At 29.4% G+C, this 19,905-nt stretch carries 21 protein-coding genes; 15 read left to right on the top strand and 6 right to left on the bottom strand.

Features of this window, described 5'->3' with window-relative positions; all coding sequences use genetic code 11:
• From B5E92_RS15525 to B5E92_RS10425, 3 genes are all read left to right on the top strand, one after another.
• Nucleotides 1-1,307 (top strand): hypothetical protein (locus tag B5E92_RS15525; RefSeq protein ID WP_158095220.1); only part of this gene is annotated, 1,307 nt, incomplete at its 5' end.
• Between the two features lie 47 nt (nt 1,308-1,354).
• Complete coding sequence (trxA, locus tag B5E92_RS10430) at nt 1,355-1,660, top strand: thioredoxin (RefSeq protein ID WP_087301911.1); 306 nt, start codon at nt 1,355-1,357, stop codon at nt 1,658-1,660.
• A gap of 225 nt (nt 1,661-1,885) precedes the next feature.
• The gene (locus B5E92_RS10425; protein WP_087301909.1) at nt 1,886-2,503 is read left to right on the top strand and encodes a hypothetical protein; all 618 of its coding nucleotides are present in this window, start codon (nt 1,886-1,888) and stop codon (nt 2,501-2,503) included.
• Between the two features lie 38 nt (nt 2,504-2,541).
• Here B5E92_RS10425 and B5E92_RS10420 read toward each other — a convergent pair whose 3' ends face one another.
• Nucleotides 2,542-2,877 carry a hypothetical protein gene (locus B5E92_RS10420; protein ID WP_087301907.1) on the bottom strand — a complete coding sequence of 112 codons (336 nt, stop codon included), beginning with the start codon at nt 2,875-2,877 and terminating at the stop codon, nt 2,542-2,544.
• A 102-nt stretch (nt 2,878-2,979) separates the two neighbouring features.
• On the opposite strand from B5E92_RS10420, the gene B5E92_RS10415 reads away from it, so the two are divergent.
• From B5E92_RS10415 to B5E92_RS10370, 10 genes are all read left to right on the top strand, one after another.
• Complete coding sequence (locus B5E92_RS10415) at nt 2,980-4,161, top strand: PLP-dependent aminotransferase family protein (protein WP_087301905.1); 1,182 nt, start codon at nt 2,980-2,982, stop codon at nt 4,159-4,161.
• The gene (locus tag B5E92_RS10410) at nt 4,154-4,753 is read left to right on the top strand and encodes an HAD family phosphatase (protein ID WP_087301903.1); all 600 of its coding nucleotides are present in this window, start codon (nt 4,154-4,156) and stop codon (nt 4,751-4,753) included. The genes B5E92_RS10415 and B5E92_RS10410 overlap by 8 nt, the downstream gene beginning before the upstream one ends.
• A gap of 95 nt (nt 4,754-4,848) precedes the next feature.
• Complete coding sequence (locus tag B5E92_RS10405) at nt 4,849-5,556, top strand: MerR family transcriptional regulator (RefSeq protein ID WP_158095219.1); 708 nt, start codon at nt 4,849-4,851, stop codon at nt 5,554-5,556.
• A 108-nt stretch (nt 5,557-5,664) separates the two neighbouring features.
• Complete coding sequence (locus tag B5E92_RS10400; RefSeq protein ID WP_087301899.1) at nt 5,665-6,768, top strand: 5-methyltetrahydropteroyltriglutamate--homocysteine S-methyltransferase; 1,104 nt, start codon at nt 5,665-5,667, stop codon at nt 6,766-6,768.
• Nucleotides 6,769-6,957: 189 nt separating this feature from the next.
• Nucleotides 6,958-7,872: an alpha/beta fold hydrolase gene (locus tag B5E92_RS10395; RefSeq protein WP_087301897.1), complete on the top strand. Its 915-nt coding sequence runs from the start codon at nt 6,958-6,960 to the stop codon at nt 7,870-7,872.
• Between the two features lie 144 nt (nt 7,873-8,016).
• Nucleotides 8,017-9,390 carry a glycine--tRNA ligase gene (locus tag B5E92_RS10390; RefSeq protein WP_087301895.1) on the top strand — a complete coding sequence of 458 codons (1,374 nt, stop codon included), beginning with the start codon at nt 8,017-8,019 and terminating at the stop codon, nt 9,388-9,390.
• Nucleotides 9,391-9,405: 15 nt separating this feature from the next.
• Nucleotides 9,406-11,163, top strand: coding sequence for a DNA primase (gene dnaG / locus B5E92_RS10385; RefSeq protein ID WP_087301893.1), 1,758 nt, complete (start codon nt 9,406-9,408; stop codon nt 11,161-11,163).
• A 4-nt stretch (nt 11,164-11,167) separates the two neighbouring features.
• The gene (gene rpoD, locus B5E92_RS10380; protein ID WP_087301891.1) at nt 11,168-12,424 is read left to right on the top strand and encodes an RNA polymerase sigma factor RpoD; all 1,257 of its coding nucleotides are present in this window, start codon (nt 11,168-11,170) and stop codon (nt 12,422-12,424) included.
• Between the two features lies 1 nt (nt 12,425).
• The gene (locus tag B5E92_RS10375) at nt 12,426-13,118 is read left to right on the top strand and encodes a class I SAM-dependent methyltransferase (RefSeq protein ID WP_087301889.1); all 693 of its coding nucleotides are present in this window, start codon (nt 12,426-12,428) and stop codon (nt 13,116-13,118) included.
• Entirely contained in the window at nt 13,105-13,857 is a 753-nt protein-coding gene (locus tag B5E92_RS10370; protein ID WP_087301887.1) for a Nif3-like dinuclear metal center hexameric protein, read from the top strand. Before B5E92_RS10375 ends, B5E92_RS10370 begins: the two co-directional genes overlap by 14 nt.
• A gap of 36 nt (nt 13,858-13,893) precedes the next feature.
• On the opposite strand, the gene B5E92_RS10365 is transcribed toward B5E92_RS10370, so the two are convergent.
• From B5E92_RS10365 to B5E92_RS10355, 3 genes are all read right to left on the bottom strand, one after another.
• Nucleotides 13,894-14,745, bottom strand: a complete 852-nt coding sequence (locus B5E92_RS10365; RefSeq protein ID WP_087301885.1) for a Cof-type HAD-IIB family hydrolase — start codon at nt 14,743-14,745, stop codon at nt 13,894-13,896.
• An 81-nt stretch (nt 14,746-14,826) separates the two neighbouring features.
• Nucleotides 14,827-15,738, bottom strand: coding sequence for a 4-hydroxy-3-methylbut-2-enyl diphosphate reductase (locus tag B5E92_RS10360; protein WP_087301883.1), 912 nt, complete (start codon nt 15,736-15,738; stop codon nt 14,827-14,829).
• 17 nt (nt 15,739-15,755) lie between these two features.
• A complete protein-coding gene (locus tag B5E92_RS10355) occupies nt 15,756-16,109 on the bottom strand; it encodes a hypothetical protein (protein ID WP_087301881.1) in 354 nt (117 codons plus the stop codon).
• A gap of 136 nt (nt 16,110-16,245) precedes the next feature.
• Between B5E92_RS10355 and B5E92_RS10350 the strand changes: the two genes are divergently transcribed.
• Complete coding sequence (locus B5E92_RS10350; protein WP_087301879.1) at nt 16,246-17,574, top strand: DEAD/DEAH box helicase; 1,329 nt, start codon at nt 16,246-16,248, stop codon at nt 17,572-17,574.
• The gene (locus B5E92_RS10345) at nt 17,574-18,434 is read left to right on the top strand and encodes a deoxyribonuclease IV (RefSeq protein WP_087301877.1); all 861 of its coding nucleotides are present in this window, start codon (nt 17,574-17,576) and stop codon (nt 18,432-18,434) included. The genes B5E92_RS10350 and B5E92_RS10345 overlap by 1 nt, the downstream gene beginning before the upstream one ends.
• On the opposite strand, the gene B5E92_RS10340 is transcribed toward B5E92_RS10345, so the two are convergent.
• Nucleotides 18,407-18,673: a hypothetical protein gene (locus B5E92_RS10340; protein ID WP_239404203.1), complete on the bottom strand. Its 267-nt coding sequence runs from the start codon at nt 18,671-18,673 to the stop codon at nt 18,407-18,409. The genes B5E92_RS10345 and B5E92_RS10340 overlap by 28 nt on opposite strands.
• 59 nt (nt 18,674-18,732) lie before the next feature.
• Nucleotides 18,733-19,788 carry a flavodoxin-dependent (E)-4-hydroxy-3-methylbut-2-enyl-diphosphate synthase gene (gene ispG, locus B5E92_RS10335; protein WP_087301873.1) on the bottom strand — a complete coding sequence of 352 codons (1,056 nt, stop codon included), beginning with the start codon at nt 19,786-19,788 and terminating at the stop codon, nt 18,733-18,735.
• Nucleotides 19,789-19,905 lie beyond the last annotated feature (117 nt).

Genomic DNA, 19,905 nt, shown 5'->3' with positions numbered 1-19,905 from the left:
ATCTTAGTGGATTAACCGTTCTTTTATTGCCACTTGTATTTTATAGTCTAATTGCTCTTATATTTGATTTACATAATTTTGGTAATGTTTTGATTATTTTACTTATGATTATTGGGATATATTATTCACTTGGTAATTTAACAGCTTATTTAACCACTTCAATAATCATGAATATTTGTCTCCAGGTCATTGTTTTTGTAGCACCAATTATTATCTTTATTTGTATCTTTGCGGTTTATCAAACATTTATCAGGGGCATTATTATTACAGCGTTACCAGATACGGTCTTGGATTTGTTGATTCCTATTTATTCATTGATGAAAGCTGGCATTGAAAGTGTGGCTATAAATGAAATATTGATCTGTATTTTCTATAGTCTTGCTTTTACTATTTGTGGTTTTCTTGCTTGTTTAAAAAGAAATTCGTTAACTAATTATCATGGTTTTACTAATAATGTAATTGCTCAAATTATTAAAATGGTAATAATTGTTGTTATTTCCTGGATGTTCACGGGATTAACAGATGTTCCCTCTATGTCGATAAGTGTGTTATTTGCAATTAGTATAATTGCTACTTTCATGACTGTCTTTTTAATACAATATATTTATACAAAGAAAATAAAATATAAAGCAAATATATTACAGGCTAGTATTATTTCTATTATAACTTTGGGATTATTTCTTGGGGGTAAAAGTTTTATTGAAGATTATATTCCAGGTAATATTGAATCGGTTACGATCAATCATGATATACAGTTTGCTTTAAGTAAGAATCTTTTAAATAAAAATGCTTATTTAAAAGATAAAAATATGATTGATACTGTCGTTGAAATTCATCAGGAAATTTTAGATACCAAATGCAGTTATGGTGATTATGAGATTGGAATTGTTTATCAGTTAAAAAATGGAAGACAAATAGTGCGTAATTATTGGCTTAATTATAATGATTATCAAGCAATCGTTGAAAAGTTTAATCAGGAAATAATTCGTGTCTGGTATTATGATTATTATCAATTAGTAGATATGCTTGATGTTATTTATCAAATTGATTTTGCTGATGAATCTGAAAATATTGATGAACAAATTATTAATAGTGAAGATATTGAGTTATTCAAAAATATTTTAATTCAACAGCTACAGGCTTTTGAAAATGACCATAGTTTATTAAATGAAGTAGAAAAGAGTAGTCCTAGTAGTATATATTTTGGATATGATCCTGAAGATAAGGCAATTGACTTGATTTCATACAGTTATAACGATCCATTAGATCGAACAATTCAGGAATATAATAAAATTAAAGCAAATTAGTTGTAATTATTTTATAAATAGGGATAATGTAAGTGAGGTGATAATAAATGAAAATATTAGAAAGTAATGAATTTGATAATGCAATTGCTAGTGGAGTTGTTCTAGTTGATTTTTATGCTGACTGGTGTGGACCATGTAAAATGTTAGCCCCTGTAATTGAAGGGTTAGCTGATAAAATGACAAATGTTTCTTTTTATAAGCTAAATGTTGATAATTCTAGTGATATTGCTAGAAGATATGGAGTACAAGCTATTCCTAACTTAATTATTTTTAAAGATGGAAAAGCTGTTGATCAAATTACAGGTTTTGTTCCTGAAGGTGAAATTGTTAATCATCTAGAAAAAGTTTTATAATTTGAAAAATTTAAATATTTCAAGTAGATAAGGGGACATTACATGATGTTCCTTTTCTATTTTTTATAAAAAAGAAAAAGCATGTATACAGTTAATATTGTGCAATCGTAGTTTGTTTTAAAATATTAATTTTTTGAGTAAATATATTCTTTTTAATTATGACTAATTATTAAACAATAAGAAAAACGTCAATTATTATGTTATAATTTAATCGAGGTGAATGTCATGGCTAGAAAAACACTTAGATTAACAAAACGGGGCTTTTTTGCAATTGTAATAGCTGTTTTGGTTGTAGCTTTATTATTACTTGTTATTTTTAATCAAGATAGCAGTGAGAATACTATAAAAAAAGAAGAAACGAATGTTGAAATTAGTAATGTTGTAGCTGAAAATCAGGTTTTAAAAGTTGAACTGTTAGAACTAGTAAACGAACGAAATTACCTAGAGAGTTATCAGGAAGTAATTATGAGAATTGAAAAGGGTGAAAAAGTTCTTGGTTATAAAATAGCAAGAAATCAAAGTTTCAATAAAGTAATGCAGTTATTGCCACCTGGTGAAGATGCTCCTTTACTTAATCATAGTAGTCAAAAGCCTAGTCATGAAGCATATATTTTAGTTTTAACAGGTGATATAGTTGAATATCAAAATCAAGATGGTAAAAAAACATATCAGATTGTAAATGGCCAATTGAGTTATTATCAACAATCTCTATTACTAGAAAGTGAATATAATAGTGTATATATTGCTTCTATTGACGGTAAAAAAGAAAAGATGGTAAATTTAGATGACTATCAAAAAGCTTTAGCTTCAACAGAAAGTTATATGACAATGTTACAGTGGTAAAAAAAGATTCGAATTATTCGAATCTTTTTTAAATAATATTATTTGCCATTTAAACCATCGACAAAAGTTAAATCGATGCCAAACATAATACCAGTATTTGGATTATTAATACCACCTAAAGTTTCATCGATAACTTTACGGGCTTTTTCGACATCTTTTTTATCTAAAATGAAAAAAAGAGTTTTGCTGCTTTCACGAGGATCTTCTAAAAAGATCCGTAAAGATTCAATAATAAAGCTATCATTACTTTTTAATGTGTTTAACATCCCTTTACTATCAATAATTGTTCCCCCGCTAATACCATTATCTTGTAGTGCGCATAGTAAGTCATCAAGCTTTTCGACTTTATGAAGAACTAAAAAAAGTGCTTGCAAACAGATCCCCTCCTTTTTAAATATTATAAACTAATTTCTTGTTCTTTGCATTAACAAATATTTAGTTTATAATAAACAATATATTAAAGGGGGCCAAATTATATGAAGTTTGAATTTTCAAATCGAATCAGTGGGGTTAAAGCTTCGGCAGTAAGAGAAATACTAAAACTAATGAATGATCCAGAAATTATTAGTTTTGGTGGTGGTAATCCAGCTAGCGAAACTTTTCCGGTAAGTAAATTAAAAGAGATTAGTGATGATATTTTCGATAAACAGCCTAATTCAATTTTAGAGTACGGTATTACTGAAGGAAATCAAAGTTTTAAAGATGCTGCAATCAAGTTTTTGTCACGAAATGAAAAAATTGTTAATGACTATGATGAAGTTATGGTTACTTCTGGTTCACAGCAAATTATGGATTTTGTGACAAAATGTTTGTGTAACGAAGGTGACTTAGTAGTTTGTGAAAATCCTAGTTTTTTAGGTGCTTTAAATTCTTTTAAAAGCAATGGTGCTAAATTAGTAGGAATTGAAATGGAAGATGATGGAATTAATCTTGAAAAATTAGAAGCAGTTTTAAGCGGTGAAAAGAAACCAAAATTAATTTATTTAATTCCTAATTTTCAAAACCCAACAGGAATTACTACTTCATTAGCTAAAAGAAAAGCTATTTATGCTTTAGCCAAAAAATATCAAGTAGCAATATTAGAAGATAATCCTTATGGTGATTTACGATTTAAAAATGAAGCGATTCCTTCAATTAAATCTTTAGATGATGAAGGATTAGTTATTTATGCAGTAAGTTTTTCTAAAATTATTTCACCAGGAATGCGTGTAGCTATCATGGTTGGACATAAAGATTTACTAGCTAAGTGTACTATCGCTAAACAGACTAATGATGTTCATACAAATGCCTGGGCGCAAAGTGTAATGGCACGCTTTTTACAAGAAACTGATATGGATGCCCATTTAAAACAATTACAAGCAGTGTATGATCGAAAATGTCATTTGATGCTCGATGAAATTGAAAAGCATTTTAGTAAGGATTGTAAATGGACTAAACCAGATGGTGGGATGTTTATTTGGGTTACTTTACCTGAAAGAATTGATATGCTTGAATTTGTTCAAAAAGCAATTGAACGTAAAGTAGCTGTTGTACCAGGTAATGCTTTTTATGATGATGATAGTAAACCATGTCAATCTTTTAGAATGAATTTTTCAATGCCAAGTGATGAAGATATTGTTAAAGGAGTGGCAATATTAGGAGAATTGATGCATGATTAAAAATGTTGTTTTTGATATGGGGAATGTAATATTACGTTGGGATCCTCAATATATTGCTGAAAAACTAAGCAATAATGAAAAGGAAAAAGAAATTATTATTAATGAATTATTTGCTTCTAAACAATGGGCTTTACTAGATGAAGGCAAAATTAGCCTTGAAGAAACAGTTGCTAGTTTTAGCTCAAAGCATCGTGAATTATTAAAATATGCTTTATATCATTGGCATGATTATTTTGAACCTTTTATAGAAATCATACCATTGTTAAAAAGACTAAATAATAATAATTATCAAATTTACTTATTATCTAACTGTAACAAACAGTTTGATGAATATTGTCAAAGAGTAGAGGCTTTTAAATACTTCGATGGATTTTATATTTCTGCTAAACATCTATTAGTGAAACCGGATATTAAAATCTACCAGGATTTTTTAAATGAGTTTCATTTAAAAGCTGAAGAATCAGTTTTTATCGATGATGTTAAAGCTAACATTGATGGCGCTAAACAAGCTGGAATAGCTGGATATTGTTATGACGGTGATGTTTGTAAACTAGAAAAGTATTTAATTGATGAAATGAAGTTAGATTTTTGATTATAATTGAGAAATCATTATCGATTTCTCTTTTTTTCTTGCTTGTTACCTAAGGTAATCGATTATAATTATTAATAGCGGAAGGGATGATAATAATGTATACAAGTGGTGAAATTGCTAAATTATGTAACCTTACAATTAGGACAGTACAATACTATGATAAGATTGATTTAATTAAACCGACTAATATTGTGGAAAATAGAAGATATTATAGTGATGAACAGTTACAAATATTTCAGTTAGTTTGTTTATATAAGAATTTAGGACTATCGTTAAAAGAAATAAAAAAATTATTACAGACAAAAGAACCAGCATTGTTATTACGGGAATTATTAATAAAAAAGAAAAATGAATTAGATGACCAGATTAATGATATGAATAGAAAAAATAAAAAGATTAATATTCTATTATCGGAAATTGAAAATGACTCTACTATGCCAGTTTTAAGCGATAAGGATTTAAATGATTTAATGATTAAAAAAGATTATTTTAATAGTAAAGGTAAATTAACTAACTTATTTTTAATTGGGTATGTATTAATGCTTTTTGTTAGTATACTTTTAAGTAGTTTAATAGCTAGAGAGTGGTTTATTTTAGTGTTAGTTATTAATGTTGGCTTTTTGTTATTTTTAGTATATTTTCATGCTATAAATAGTGCGTATGTATGTCCTTATTGTCATCATAAATTTACTATTTCATGGATTAAGGACTTATTTAGTTTTAATAATGGGAAAAAAGGAAAATATTTAAAGTGTCCTAGTTGTAAGCAAAAGGCTTGGATGAAAGAAACTTATCGAGATTGATTTTAAAAAGTTGTTATAGTTTAAAGCTATAGCAAAGCTCATATTTTTAATATTTTACAATTTTCTAAAAAAACGATACCATTTTTTTAGAAAAAAGGTGGTAGAAAAATGTTAAAGATTAAATATGATATTGTTGGGTCTTTTTTAAGACCACAAGAGATAAAAGAAGCACGTAAAAAATACTTTGATGGTAAAATTAGTATTGAAGAGTTAAGAGAAGTTGAAGATCAAGAAATTGAAAAATTAGTAGCAAAAGAAGTAGAACATGGATTAAAAATTGTTACTGATGGTGAATTTAGACGTCGCTGGTGGCATTTAGACTGGTTAAAAGAATTTGATGGTTTTACGACTAAACATTTAGAAAAAGAGCGTAATGGTCAAGTAAATAAGATTGAATTAGGAATGGTTTGTGGAAAAATAAGTTATGATCGTAGTACAAACCATCCAGAAATACAGGCGTGGGATTTTTTATATAATTTAGTTAAAAAATATCCTGGGGTTGAAGCTAAAAAATGTATCTCAGGTCCTAATATGATTTTAGTAGATCATTTTTTACAACTTGGGTTAAAAGAAATTCCTTATTATGGAACAGATTTAAATGCTTTGATCGATGATATTGCTCTTGCTTATCAAGAAGCAATCAAGGATTTCTATGATCATGGTTGTCGTTATTTACAAATTGATGATACATCATGGACTTATATGATCGATGCAGAATTTTGTAAAAAAGTTAGTGATTTAGGTTATCAAAAAGAAGAAGTTTTACAATGGTTTAAAACTGTTTCTACTAAAGCGTTAGAAAATAAACCTAAGGATATGATTATCGCTAATCATTTTTGTAAAGGTAATTTTAAGGGATATCCTTTGTTTGCCGGATTATATGATTCGATAGCACCAATTATTTGTCAAATCCCTTATGATGGCTTTTTTGTTGAATATGATGATGAACGTTCTGGCTCTTTTGAGCCATGGTCAATATTAAAAGGTAGTGATAAAACATTTGTAGCTGGTTTAATATCTACTAAAAATCCTGTTTTAGAAAGCCATGATGAAATTAAAAAACGTTATTTACAAGCAAAAGAAGTAGTTGGTGATAATATTGCTTTATCGCCACAATGCGGTTTTGCTTCAGTAGAAGAGGGAAACTGTATTGATGAAGAAGTTCAATGGCAAAAAATAGATTTACTAGTTTCTTGTAAAGATTTTTTATAAAAAGCTTTTGGAAATCCAAGAGCTTTTTTGGTTTATAAATACTAAATTTGAAGGTTTATTAAAAAAATATGGTTAAATCATCATTTTTTAGCAGTTATTTTGTTAAGTTTTGTGGATTTTGTTTATTTTTTTACAAATTATGTATATAATATAACAATATAGTAAAATAAATGAGGGGGAAATATTGGCATGAAATCTACAGAACGATATTCTTCATCGACGGCAACACATGTAAAATTTGATGTTTATTTGCCAACTGTAATGATTCGCTATAAAGCTGTGGTCCAGATTCATCATGCCATGTCTGAGCATTCGGGACGATATGAGCGCTTTGCTGAATATTTGGCACATGAAGGTTTTGTGGTAGTTGTAAGTGATTTTCCAGGACATGGAACTTCATTGTTTAATTATGAACAAGGTTATTTTGGAATTGGCGATGCTACCAAGACATTAGTAGAAGATATGCATCGGTTACGAAATATTATGGCAGCTAGATATCCGGATTTACCATATTTTATGATTGGTAATCAATTGGGATCACTGGTTTTAAGACAATATCTAGCTAATTATGGGGATTTTGTTCAAGGGGCTATATTATTGGGAACTTGTGGTAAACAGCATTTTATTAAATTAAAAAAATTGATTATTAAAGGTGATGTATTATTTAAAGGACCAATGCATCGCTCAAAAACAGTTCGTAAAAATGTTATCAATAAGCTGTTTTCACATGATAAAGATAGTTATTATCAAACTGGGGATAATCGGGAAATGGCTCAGTATCTAGAAGATCCATTTACAGATTTTACATATACAAATAATGCTTATAATGAAGTGTTAGAATTGATACGTGAAGTATCACTTAATCAAAATATAAAAAAAATACCTAACTATGTTTCTATTTTAATTCTTTCTGGAGCTAAAGATCCTTTCGGTGATTTTGGGATTGGACCTAAATGGTTATATGATAATTTAAAGGCTCAAGGACAAAAAGATATAACTTTAAAACTTTATAATGATAGTCATAATGATTTATTACATGATAAACAACGTCTAGAAATATACCAGGATATTTTAGACTGGTTGAATAATCGGACCTTCATTTAGAACCCTTATAGTTGGTTGACAAATAACCACTATAAGGGTATTTTATATGTGCACGAAAAAAAGATATTAAACAGCTTATTGCCTTTATTTGACTTGACTGTGTTCAAGTCATTCATTGTTTATATCAAGAAAAAGGAGTAATTTATGGCAGCTAAAGATATGGAAAAATTAGTAAATCACGCAAAAACAATGGGATTTGTTTACCAAGGTTCACAAATCTATGATGGTCTTGCAAATACTTGGGATTATGGTCCTGTTGGTGTGGAAATGAAAAACAATATTAAACAATTATGGTGGAAACGTTTTATTCAACAATCACCATATAATGTTGGATTAGATTCTGCAATTTTTATGAACCCTAAAGTATGGGAAGCAAGTGGACATGTAAGCAGCTTTTCAGATCCTTTAATCGACTGTAAAGAATGTAAAACAAGACACCGTGCTGATAAATTAATTGAAGCTTATGATCCAAACGTTCATAGTGAAGGATGGACAAGTGAACAAACAGTTCAATATATTAAAGATCACAATATCGTTTGTCCTAATTGTGGTAAAAGTAATTTTACTGACGTTCGTCAATTTAAATTAATGTTTGAAACAAGAATGGGTGTTGTTGAAGATGATAAATCAGTAGTTTACTTAAGACCAGAAACTGCTCAAGGGATTTTTGTAAACTTCAAAAATATTCAAAGAACAACACGTAAAAAAGTTCCTTTTGGAATTGGACAAATTGGAAAAGCATTTAGAAATGAAATTACACCAGGTAACTTTATTTTTAGAACTCGTGAATTTGAACAAATGGAATTGGAATTTTTCTGTAAACCAGATACTGACTTAGAATGGTTTGAATATTGGAAAGAATATTGTCAAAAATTCTTATTTGATTTAGGATTAAAAGAAGAAAATTTACGTTTTAGAGATCATGAAAAGGAAGAATTATCTTTCTATTCAAAAGCAACTTGCGATGTTGAATATAATTTCCCATTTGGTTGGGGTGAATTATGGGGAATCGCTGATCGTACTGATTACGATTTAACACAACATCAAAATTATTCAAATAAATCAATGGAATATTTAGATCCAACAACAAATGAAAAATATGTTCCATATGTAATTGAACCTTCTGTTGGTGCTGATCGTTTATTCTTATCAGTACTTTGTGATAGTTATGAAGAAGAAGAGTTAGAAGGTGGCGATACAAGAACAGTAATGCATTTACATCCTTGTGTAGCACCATTTAAAGCAGCAATTTTACCACTGACTAAAAAACAAAGTGATAAAGCAACAGAAGTATATAATTTATTATCAAAATATTTTAATTGTGAATTTGATGTCGCTGGACAAATTGGAAAACGTTATCGTCGTCAAGACGCTATTGGTACACCTTATTGTATTACTGTTGATTTTGATTCAGTAAATGATAATACTGTAACAGTTCGTGATCGTGATACAATGGAACAAATTCGTTTACCAATTGATGAATTAGTTGATTATTTAAATAAAAAATTAATCTTTTAATAAGGAGCTGATTAGATGCCAAGACTATCACCGGAAAAGATCACGGAAATTAGACAAAGTGTTGATATAGTTGATGTGATTGGTACATATTTGCCACTGCAAAAAAAGGGGCGTAATTATCTTGCTTTATGTCCTTTTCATGATGATTCTAATCCTTCAATGTCAATTTCACCAGAACGTCAGATTTATAAGTGTTTTGTTTGTGATCATGCTGGTAATGTCTTTACTTTTTTAAAAGATTATCTAAAAATCCCCTATATTGAAGCTGTCAAGATGGTAGCTCAAATGGGTAATGTTGATATTAGTCAATATAACTTAGAAAATCGGGTTAAACATGTTGATGAAAAATTAGAACCATTATTTTTAATGCATGAAGAGGCCAATAAGATTTATCGTCACTATTTGACGACAAAACTTGCTTTAACAGCTAAAGAATATTTAGATAAACGACAAATGGATGATGAAATAATTGAAACATTTGAAATTGGCTATGCACCTTCTAACCAGATTTTATTAAAAGCTTTTGAAAAAATGAATTTTGATAAAGTAAAAATGTATGAATCTGGTTTGATCATCGAAGCTGGTAATGGCTATGATCGTTTTGTTGATCGAATCATGTTCCCGCTTCACGATGCCCTTGGAAGAGTCGTTGGTTTTAGTGGGCGAATTTATCAGCCTAGTCAAAATGAATCTAAATATATGAATTCCCCAGAATCAGCCATATTTATTAAAGGGAATACTTTATATAACTATCACCGAGTAGGTGAAGCAACCCGTCAGGCTGGATATGTAATTATTACTGAAGGGTTCATGGATGTTATTGCCTTTTATAAAGCTGGAATAAAAAATGTTTTAGCTATTATGGGGACTGCTTTAACTAATGGTCATATTCAGTTATTAAAACGATTGACACGAACTATCTATCTTTGTTTAGATGGCGATCGGGCTGGACGTAATGCAACAATAAAGAGTATGGAAATATTGTTACAAGCTGGTTTTAAAGTTAAGGTTATTGCTTTACCAGATGGTTTAGATCCTGATGAGTTTTTAAATCAGCAAGGACAAGCAGCACTTCAAGTATTAGTAAATAATCCGTTATCAGCTTTAGATTTTAAAATGGATTATTATTATGAAATGACTAATATGAATAATTATGAAAATCGTAAACAGTATTTAGAGATGATTGCTCGAGATATTAGCAATCTTGATGATATTGTTGATCAAGATTATTATGTCCAAAAACTAGAGAAAAAATCCGGATTTTCTAAAAATATTATTGAACAATTAATTTATAAAAATACGATGCAGATAGTTAACCAGGTTAAACAGGTTAATTATCCAGTTAAAAAGCAATCGACAAAATTGCTTGATAAATATACTCAAGCTCAACAAGATTTATTATATTATATGATGCTTGATAAAAATGTCGCATTAAAGTATGAAGCGAAGATTGGATTTATGATTGAAGATAATTATCGAATTATCGCTTCATACATTGTTGATTATTATCGCCAAAATCCAGTTTTAGAAATTGCAGATTTTATTGATAGTATTGAAGATGAGAATTTAGTCCAAAATATTATTGAAATTTCGCAATTAGAATTACCAGAATTGAAGGATTATCAGGCAATTGATGATTATATAAAAGTAATTAAAGAAAAAACTGTAATTATGCGTAAAAAGGAATTAACAGATGCTTTGGCTAATACGTTTGATCCTAAACAAAAAGCCCAGATTTTAAAAGAAATCATAGCATTGAAAGATAAGGAGTAATTGTATGAAGAAAAAAAGTGTAACTGCACTATCGTTTGATGATTTGAAAAATATTGTTTTAAATGATGCCAAAAAAGGGAATGGTATTTTGACACAAGATCAAATAGATAATTATTTATCTACTTATGATCTAAGTGATGAAATGGCTGAAGATTTACTAGAATTCATCGGTCAAAATGATATTGTTATTTCTGACGATGGATTAGATGATTTAGATGTTGAAGATGATGTTTTATTAGCTGGTGTTCCTGATGATTTAGGATTAGATGATGATTTAGGTCTTGATGATGACTTAGGATTGGATGATGATACACCTGATTTAGATTTTGCCGGTGATTTTGATATGATGACTGGTGATACAATTCATATGTATCAAGTTGCTGAATCTGATGCTGAAATGGATCAAAATCAATTAGGAAGCAATGTTAAAATCAACGATCCAGTTAAAATGTATTTAAAAGAAATTGGACGTGTTGAACTGTTAACGCATGATGAAGAAATCTCTTTAGCAAAAAGAATTTTAGAAGGTGACGAGGAAGCTAAAAAACAATTAGCAGCTGCCAATTTACGTTTAGTTGTTTCTATTGCTAAAAGATATGTGGGACGTGGAATGTTATTTTTGGATTTGATTCAAGAAGGAAATATGGGGCTTATTAAAGCTGTTGAAAAATTTGATTATACTAAAGGATTCAAATTTTCAACTTATGCAACATGGTGGATTCGTCAGGCAATTACTAGAGCAATTGCTGATCAAGCTAGAACAATTCGTATTCCTGTTCATATGGTAGAAACAATTAATAAATTAACTAGAATTCAAAGACAATTAATTCAAGAGTTAGGTCGTGAACCAACAGCAGAAGAAATTGCTGAAAGAGTTGATGGTATGTCACCAGAAAAAGTTCGTGAAATTCAAAAGATTTCTTTAGAACCAGTATCATTAGAAACACCTATTGGTGAAGAAGATGATTCACATTTAGGTGATTTCATTGAAGATGAAGGGGCAATGTCTCCTGATGATTATGCGGCTAACGAACTTTTAAAAGATGAATTAAATGAAGTTTTATTAGAGTTAACTGATCGTGAAGAAAAAGTTTTACGATTAAGATTTGGTCTTGATGATGGTCGTACTAGAACATTAGAAGAAGTTGGAAAAGAATTCAGTGTTACTAGAGAAAGAATTCGTCAAATTGAAGCTAAAGCTTTAAGAAAATTAAAACATCCATCACGTTCAAAACGATTAAAGGATTTCTTAGATCGCTAAAATGAAACTATCAAAAAGATTACAGCTAATTGCTGATGTAATTAGTGAATATAAACAAGGAAGCACTTTAGCAGATATTGGCAGTGATCATGGTTATTTGCCTTGTTATTTAGTAAAAAATCAAATAATTACATGTGCTTATGCTTGTGATGTGGCTAAAGGGCCATTAGAGTCAGCTAAAGAAACGATTAAAATGCATGGTTTAGAAGATCAGGTCTTTGCCCTGTTAGGAAATGGGTTAGATCCACTTATTAATCGCCAGGTTGATATGATAAGTATTAGTGGCATGGGTTCTTATTTGATTAGTGAAATCTTAGATGCTCATCGTGAGTATTTAAGAGGAGTTAAAGTAATGTTTTTACAAGCTAATGCTAATAATGATCACTTACGCAAGTATCTCTTTGCCAATGACTGGATCATTGTTGATGAAAGAATGGTTAAAGATGCTGGACATATATATGAAGTGATGGTTGTTACTAGTCGAAAAAATAAAGCAATTACTTATACGCGAAAAGATGAAGAATTTGGACCGATTTTGATTAATAATCAAGGCTCTTTATTTAAAGAAAAATGGGAAAAACAATATCGTGTTTATCAAAAAATTCAAACTACTTTACCACACGATCATCCCCGTTATCATGAAATTAATGATAAAATGAAAATGATAGAGGAGGTATTACATGAACGGAGCTAATATCATTGCCCATTTAGAAAAATATTTTCCTTTACATTTACAAATGTCTTGGGATAAATGTGGGGTTCAATGTGGTAATGTTGATAAAGAAATTAATAAAGTTATGGTAGCTTTAAATGCTGATATTATCAGTTTACAAAAAGCAATTGATAACGATTGTCAAATGTTAGTTACTCATCATCCATTCTGGTTAGAAGAAGTTAATAACTTAAATACTAATAATCATCATGGTAAGTTTATGGAATTAGCATTTAAAAATGATATCTTAGTTTATAGTTTACATACTTGTTTAGACCGTGGTCAAAATGGAATTTCAATGAATGACTGGTTAATTAATGCTTTGGATGTAACTGATGTTAAATGTTATGATGAACTTGAAGTTGGAAAAATGGCAACATTAAAACAACCATGTCTGACTAGTGAACTTGTTGATCGAGTTAAAAAAGTTTATAACGTGCCAGTACGTTTAGCGGGAAAAGAAAAGTTAATTAAAACAGTAGCTATTTGTGGTGGTAGTGGTAGTGATGATTTGCAACAATTAGTTAATCGTGTTGATGCCTATATTACTGGTGATAGTAAACATCGTCATGCCAAGTATGCTTTAGATCATGACATTGTATTAATTGATGTTCCTCATCATTTAGAAGTTATCATGGAAGATAAATTAGTTGAAATTTTAAACGAATTGGATATTGAAGCAATTAGTGCAAAAAGCCAGGATTATTTTAAATATTATTAAAACAGTGTTTAGTTAAATTCTAAACACTGTTTTTCATTAAATTAAATTATGGCGTTTCATGGCATTGTAGATACCATCATTAGTAATATCATCAGTTACTTCATCGGCAACCGCTTTTAAACCTTCTTTAGCGTTACCAACGGCAATACCAACATTTACATATTCAAGCATTTCTTTATCATTCATGCCATCACCAAAAGCATAAGTATTTTTACGATCAATTCCTAAATGATTAATTAAAGTTTCAATAGCATTAGCCTTATGAATATTAGGAACTGATAATTCACCACTGTCATCACCAAACATAGGTACTGTACAATGAATAACATTAAATTCATTTTTGAATTCATTAATAATATCATCAAAAGGAATATTTGGATTTTCTAAAAAACAAGCTTTATTAATATCATCACGGCGTAATTCTTCACCTTCAATCAAAGCATTAATAAAGTGATTTTCTTTACGTTGCCAGCGTTTTCTAGCTTCTAAATCATTTTCGATATCACCATAAATAATACGCTCCAATCTTTTTACAAGATTTTTACTAGCAAATAAACCACCATTACTTTCAACATAGTAATCAAAATTATTAGCTTCAAAATAATCAACCATATGATTTACAGCCTCTTTAGTAACTTTTTTGTGATAAAGCATGGTATCACCGATTTCAACATAACCGCCACCAGCACCAATAACACCATCAATACCACAATCAAGGATAAAATCGTAGATTTCAGCTTTACTTCTACCAGTACATAAATATACTAGATTTCCTTTAGCTCTAGTTAAAGCAATTGCTTTTTTAGTTGATTCAGGGACATATTCAACCCCATCAACTCCGGCAACTAAAGTACCGTCAACATCAAAAAATATAATCTTTTTTTCCATATTCTTTCTCCATTATTTATTATTAACATCCTGCATTATATCATCGTTGTAATTAGAACATTATTATTTTCAAATTATGAATTAAATTATTTTGCTCATATCAAGTTCTGGTTTTTGATAAGTATTATGATCTTGATAATCAAATTGGTTTAAATATTCAATCACCTGATTAGTTAAATATGTTGGTGTTGAAGCCCCAGAACTAACAGCAGCGATTTTTTTGTTTTTAAGCAATTCAATATCAATATCATGAACACTTTCAATCATATATGTCTCTTTTAAAGATTTTTCTTTAGCTATATTAGCTAATTTTTTAGTGTTATTGGAATGAGGATCACCAACAATAAAGACAATATCAACTTCTTGAGGAATTTTTGCAATAGCTTCCTGACGAATAGTTGTCGCTTGACAGGTTTCTTTAGCGATTGTTAAATTAGGAAGTTTTTCTTTGGCGTAATTACAAATTTGATAAACATCATATAATGACATTGTAGTCTGGTTAGTAATTACATAATTTTTATTAGGATCTAATTTATCAATATCGAGATTTTGTTCGATTAAATGAATATGTTTAGGATCAATACCTAATGAACCTTCAGATTCAGGATGACCATTTTTACCAATATATAATACTTCATAATCTTTAGCTAAATATTCTTTAATTAAATCATGAGTTTTGATTACATCAAGACATGTTGCATCAATAACTTCTAGTTTTTTTTCTTTAGCTTTTTTTATTACTTTTTCATCAACACCATGAGCAGTGATGATTATCGTACCATGATCAACCTGGTCTAGTAATTCTAATCGTGATGCTCCTTTTTTATCGAGGGTTTTAATACCAAGATTTTTAAGGGCATCAACAATATACTGGTTATGGACGATCATACCTAAAATATAAACATCTTTTTTATTTGCTTGTTGCTTAGCTATTTGAATAGCTCTAACAACGCCTTTACAATAGCCTCTTGGACTAATTGGATATACTTTCATTTAAGTCACCTCGAAATTTATTGTATCATATTTTCAAAGGTGACGTCATTATTGTCCTGGTTATTTTCGGTTTTTTGTTTTTCAATCGGAGTAATACTGTTTTCTACTTCATCAAAATCAATATCATTAATATGACTAACTGCATTTATGACTCTAAAAGCGTTTTTAGTATTATTGATGATGGGACGAATTTGATATATTAATGGAATAATCTGGTTGATAGTATAGATTGTTCTAGTGGCATAGTGAATGGTTTTTCTTAGGTTTTCTTTATTCCTCATTTTTTTGTTGATTGGAAATTGTGGATTCATAGGATACATTTGAGGGTTAAAGTTATTGTAGTAATAATTTTCATCATAAAATGGATTCATTTTATCCCTCCTTCTATAATAAGTTATGCATGAGAAAATCTTTTGTGATTGATTTTATTAATAAGTAATTATAGTTGCTTTTTTATTTTGTTATGATAAAATTAATTGACTTTAAGAAAAGGAGGAATGTTTAAAAATGTGTACATTTAATCAGTTTAAATTAGCGGACTTTTGTAATCAAGTAATTAATGAACTTGGGTTTAAAAAGCCGACAGCAATTCAAGAAAAAGTAATTCCTTTGATTAAAAAGAATAAAGATGTCATTGGTATTTCACAAACAGGTACTGGAAAAACTCATGCGTTTTTATTACCGATTATGGATAAAATAGATCCTGAAAAAGATATGGTGCAAGCTGTTATTACTGCACCTACTAGAGAACTTGCACAACAAATTTTTGATAATGCTAGATTATTTGAAAAATATAATCCTAAATTACGAGTATCTTTAATTATAGGTGGTAACGATCGTCAAAAGACTATTCAAAAATTAACCACGCAACCACATGTTGTAATTGGAACACCAGGAAGAATTAAAGATTTATCATTAGATGAACAAGCATTAAAAATAACTACAGCAGATATTATGGTTATTGATGAAGCTGATATGACGTTTGAATTTGGTTATTTAGAAGATATTGATGCTGTTGCTTCTAAAATGAAAGAAGATTTACAAATGCTGGTCTTTTCAGCTACTATTCCACAAATTATGCGTCCGTTTTTAAAGAAATATTTAAAAGCACCGGTATTAGTAGAAATAGAAAACCAGACTATTACTAATCAAAATGTTGAAAATATTTTATTAGCAACTAAACATCATGACCGCTATGATGTTTTAAAGAAAATTATATCATTAATTGATCCTTATATTTGTTTGATTTTTGCAAATACTCGTGAAGAAGTTGCTAGTATTGCTAAAAGATTACGCGAAGATGGTTTAAAAGTTGGTGAGATTCATGGGGATTTAGAACCACGTGAAAGAAGACAAATGATGCGTCGAATCAATAATAACGAATTCCAATATATCGTGGCAACTGATATTGCTGCTAGAGGAATCGATATTGATGGGGCCTCACATGTAATTAATTATCAGTTACCTAAAGAACCGGATTTCTATATTCATCGTAGTGGTCGCTGTGGACGTGGTAAATATACTGGTATTTGTTATAGTTTATATGATTCTACTGATGAAAATAATTTAAGGATCTTAGAGCGTCGTGGTATTGAATTTAAAAATATGGGGATCAAAAATAACAAGTTTGTTGACCTTGGTGAACGTTTAAAAAGAACTAAACGTGTTAAACAACAAACAGAATTAGAAAAAGAAGTTCAAAAAATTATTCGTCGTCCTCAAAAAGTTAAACCAGGATATAAGAAAAAAAGAAAAAGAGAAATTGAAAAACTAGTTCGTAAACAAAAACGAGCTAGAGCTGCTCAAATCGCTAAAAGAAAGGAAGAAGAAATTTAATGTTAATTGGTAGCCATGTATCAATGTCTGGTAAAGAAATGTTATTAGGCTCAGTTAAAGAGGCTTTATCATATGGTGCTAATACTTTTATGTTTTATACTGGAGCACCACAAAATACAGTTAGAAAACCGATTGAACAGCTAAAAATTGCTGAGGCTAAAGCATTGATGGAAGAAAATAATATTGATATTAATAATATTGTTGTTCATGCGCCATATATTATTAATTTAGCTAATACTATTAAACCTGAAACTTATGAATTAGCGGTAACCTTTTTAAAAAAAGAAATCGAACGCTGTAAAGTGATTGGAGCTAAAATTTTAGTTTTACATCCTGGTTCTCATGTTAAAGCGGGAGTAGAAGCTGGATTAAATCAAATTGTAAAAGGTCTAAATGAAGCTACTAAAGATTGTGGAGATGTTAAAATTGCTCTAGAAACAATGGCTGGTAAGGGTAGTGAATGTGGACGTACATTTGATGAATTAGAATATATTTTTAATCATGTAGAAGATAATTCATGTCTTGGTTTTTGCTTAGATACTTGTCATATTCATGATGCTGGATATGATTTAACAAAATTTGATGATATTTTAAGTGAATTGGATCAAAAAATAGGGTTAAATAGATTATTGGTTGTTCATGTAAATGATTCTAAAAATGAACGTGGGGCTCATAAAGATCGTCATGAAAATATTGGTTATGGTAAAATTGGTTTTGAAACTTTAAATAAAATTGTTCATCATCCTAAATTAAAAAGTGTTCCTAAGATTTTAGAAACACCATATAATAATAAAATTGCCCCATATAAAGAAGAAATAGAAATGTTTAAGACTCAAACATTTAATCCTAATTTAAAGTAAGCAGGACAGTTATCTAAAAAGTTTTTAATTTTAAGACAAGTCGCAGTACTTGTCTTTTCGCTTATATAATTATAAAGCACTTCATTATAATGACTATCAATTAAAGCATAACGGTTATTTTGAATTAAATTATAAATAATTAGTAGCTGATCTTCGTCAATATCAATATCCTGACTATAAACTAACTGTTTAAAATTTTTAAAATCTAATGCAAATAAATCACTATAACAATTATTCACCAATAGTTACCTCCTTTATATAATATATGCACCAAATAAAAAAGTAGTACTAAAAAGCACTACTTAATCATCAATAAAATTTCTTTTTTCAATTCTTCAACCATATCACTTTGTTTAACTTTACGAATAATTTCACCTTTTTTAATTAATAACCCTTCATTAACACCACCGGCAATACCAATATCAGCATGTTTAGCTTCACCAGGGCCATTTACAGCACAACCCATGATGGCTACTGTAATATCGGCATTGATAGTATTTAAAAAATCTTCAATTTCTTTAGCGACAGGAATTAAATCATATTGAATTCGGCCGCAAGTTGGACAAGATACTAAAGTAGGAACGTTTTTAATTAATCCTAATTCTTTTAAAAGTGTTTTTGCAACCTTGATTTCTTCAACTGGACTATCACTTAAAGAAACTCTGATTGTATTACCAATTCCTTGATATAACAATGTTCCAATTCCTAAACTTGACTTAATTGTACCACTTAACTTTGTTCCAGCTTCTGTAACTCCTAAATGTAGTGGGTAGTCAAATGTTTCGCTGGCAAGTTTATAGGCTTCGATAGTTAGTAAAGTACTTGATGATTTTAATGAAATGCAAATATCGTGGAAATCAAGACTTTCTAAAATTTCGACGTGTTTTTTAGCGCTTTCAATCATTCCTTCAGCGGTTGGTTTACCGTATTTGGTTAAGATGTCTTTTTCTAAAGAACCGCCATTTACTCCTATTCTAATGGGAATATGATGTTCTTTACATGCGGTAACTACTTGTTTTACTTTATCGATTGAACCAATGTTACCAGGATTGATTCTGATTTTATCGATACCTGATTCAATTGCTTGTAAGGCTAGACGATAATCAAAATGGATATCAGCAACTAGAGGGACATTAACTCTATTTTTAATATCTTTGATTGCCAGGGCATCACGTTGATCTAATACTGCTAGGCGGACTAATTGACAGCCAGCAGCTGTTAAATCCTGGATTTGTTTTACCGTTGCTTCTACATCGTGAGTTTTAGTATTGGTCATTGATTGAATGATGACATCATTATTACCACCGATTGTAAGATTACCAACTTTAATTGATCTTGTTTCTTCTCTTTTCATAATTCCTCCAATTTATATAAATCTAAATGATAATTTTTTACCGATTTAGCTTAATTTTTTTGATTTTGCTTAAATTTATTATATCATATCCTTTTAGGTTATAAAATATTTGTTTAT

This window comes from Erysipelatoclostridium sp. An15 (assembly GCF_002160675.1).
In the GTDB taxonomy this organism is placed as follows: Bacteria; Bacillota_I; Bacilli_A; order Erysipelotrichales; family Coprobacillaceae; genus Thomasclavelia; species Thomasclavelia merdavium.
This window is presented reverse-complemented; position numbering and strand designations above follow the sequence as displayed.

Coding starts and splice junctions, on each gene's coding strand:
- trxA (WP_087301911.1), top strand. CDS start 1,355: ATGAAAATATTAGAAAGTAATGAATTTGATAATGCAATTGCTAGTGGA.
- B5E92_RS10425 (WP_087301909.1), top strand. CDS start 1,886: ATGGCTAGAAAAACACTTAGATTAACAAAACGGGGCTTTTTTGCAATT.
- B5E92_RS10415 (WP_087301905.1), top strand. CDS start 2,980: ATGAAGTTTGAATTTTCAAATCGAATCAGTGGGGTTAAAGCTTCGGCA.
- B5E92_RS10410 (WP_087301903.1), top strand. CDS start 4,154: ATGATTAAAAATGTTGTTTTTGATATGGGGAATGTAATATTACGTTGG.
- B5E92_RS10405 (WP_158095219.1), top strand. CDS start 4,849: ATGTATACAAGTGGTGAAATTGCTAAATTATGTAACCTTACAATTAGG.
- B5E92_RS10400 (WP_087301899.1), top strand. CDS start 5,665: ATGTTAAAGATTAAATATGATATTGTTGGGTCTTTTTTAAGACCACAA.
- B5E92_RS10395 (WP_087301897.1), top strand. CDS start 6,958: ATGAAATCTACAGAACGATATTCTTCATCGACGGCAACACATGTAAAA.
- B5E92_RS10390 (WP_087301895.1), top strand. CDS start 8,017: ATGGCAGCTAAAGATATGGAAAAATTAGTAAATCACGCAAAAACAATG.
- dnaG (WP_087301893.1), top strand. CDS start 9,406: ATGCCAAGACTATCACCGGAAAAGATCACGGAAATTAGACAAAGTGTT.
- rpoD (WP_087301891.1), top strand. CDS start 11,168: ATGAAGAAAAAAAGTGTAACTGCACTATCGTTTGATGATTTGAAAAAT.
- B5E92_RS10375 (WP_087301889.1), top strand. CDS start 12,426: ATGAAACTATCAAAAAGATTACAGCTAATTGCTGATGTAATTAGTGAA.
- B5E92_RS10370 (WP_087301887.1), top strand. CDS start 13,105: ATGAACGGAGCTAATATCATTGCCCATTTAGAAAAATATTTTCCTTTA.
- B5E92_RS10365 (WP_087301885.1), bottom strand. CDS start 14,745: ATGGAAAAAAAGATTATATTTTTTGATGTTGACGGTACTTTAGTTGCC.
- B5E92_RS10360 (WP_087301883.1), bottom strand. CDS start 15,738: ATGAAAGTATATCCAATTAGTCCAAGAGGCTATTGTAAAGGCGTTGTT.
- B5E92_RS10355 (WP_087301881.1), bottom strand. CDS start 16,109: ATGAATCCATTTTATGATGAAAATTATTACTACAATAACTTTAACCCT.
- B5E92_RS10350 (WP_087301879.1), top strand. CDS start 16,246: ATGTGTACATTTAATCAGTTTAAATTAGCGGACTTTTGTAATCAAGTA.
- B5E92_RS10345 (WP_087301877.1), top strand. CDS start 17,574: ATGTTAATTGGTAGCCATGTATCAATGTCTGGTAAAGAAATGTTATTA.
- ispG (WP_087301873.1), bottom strand. CDS start 19,788: ATGAAAAGAGAAGAAACAAGATCAATTAAAGTTGGTAATCTTACAATC.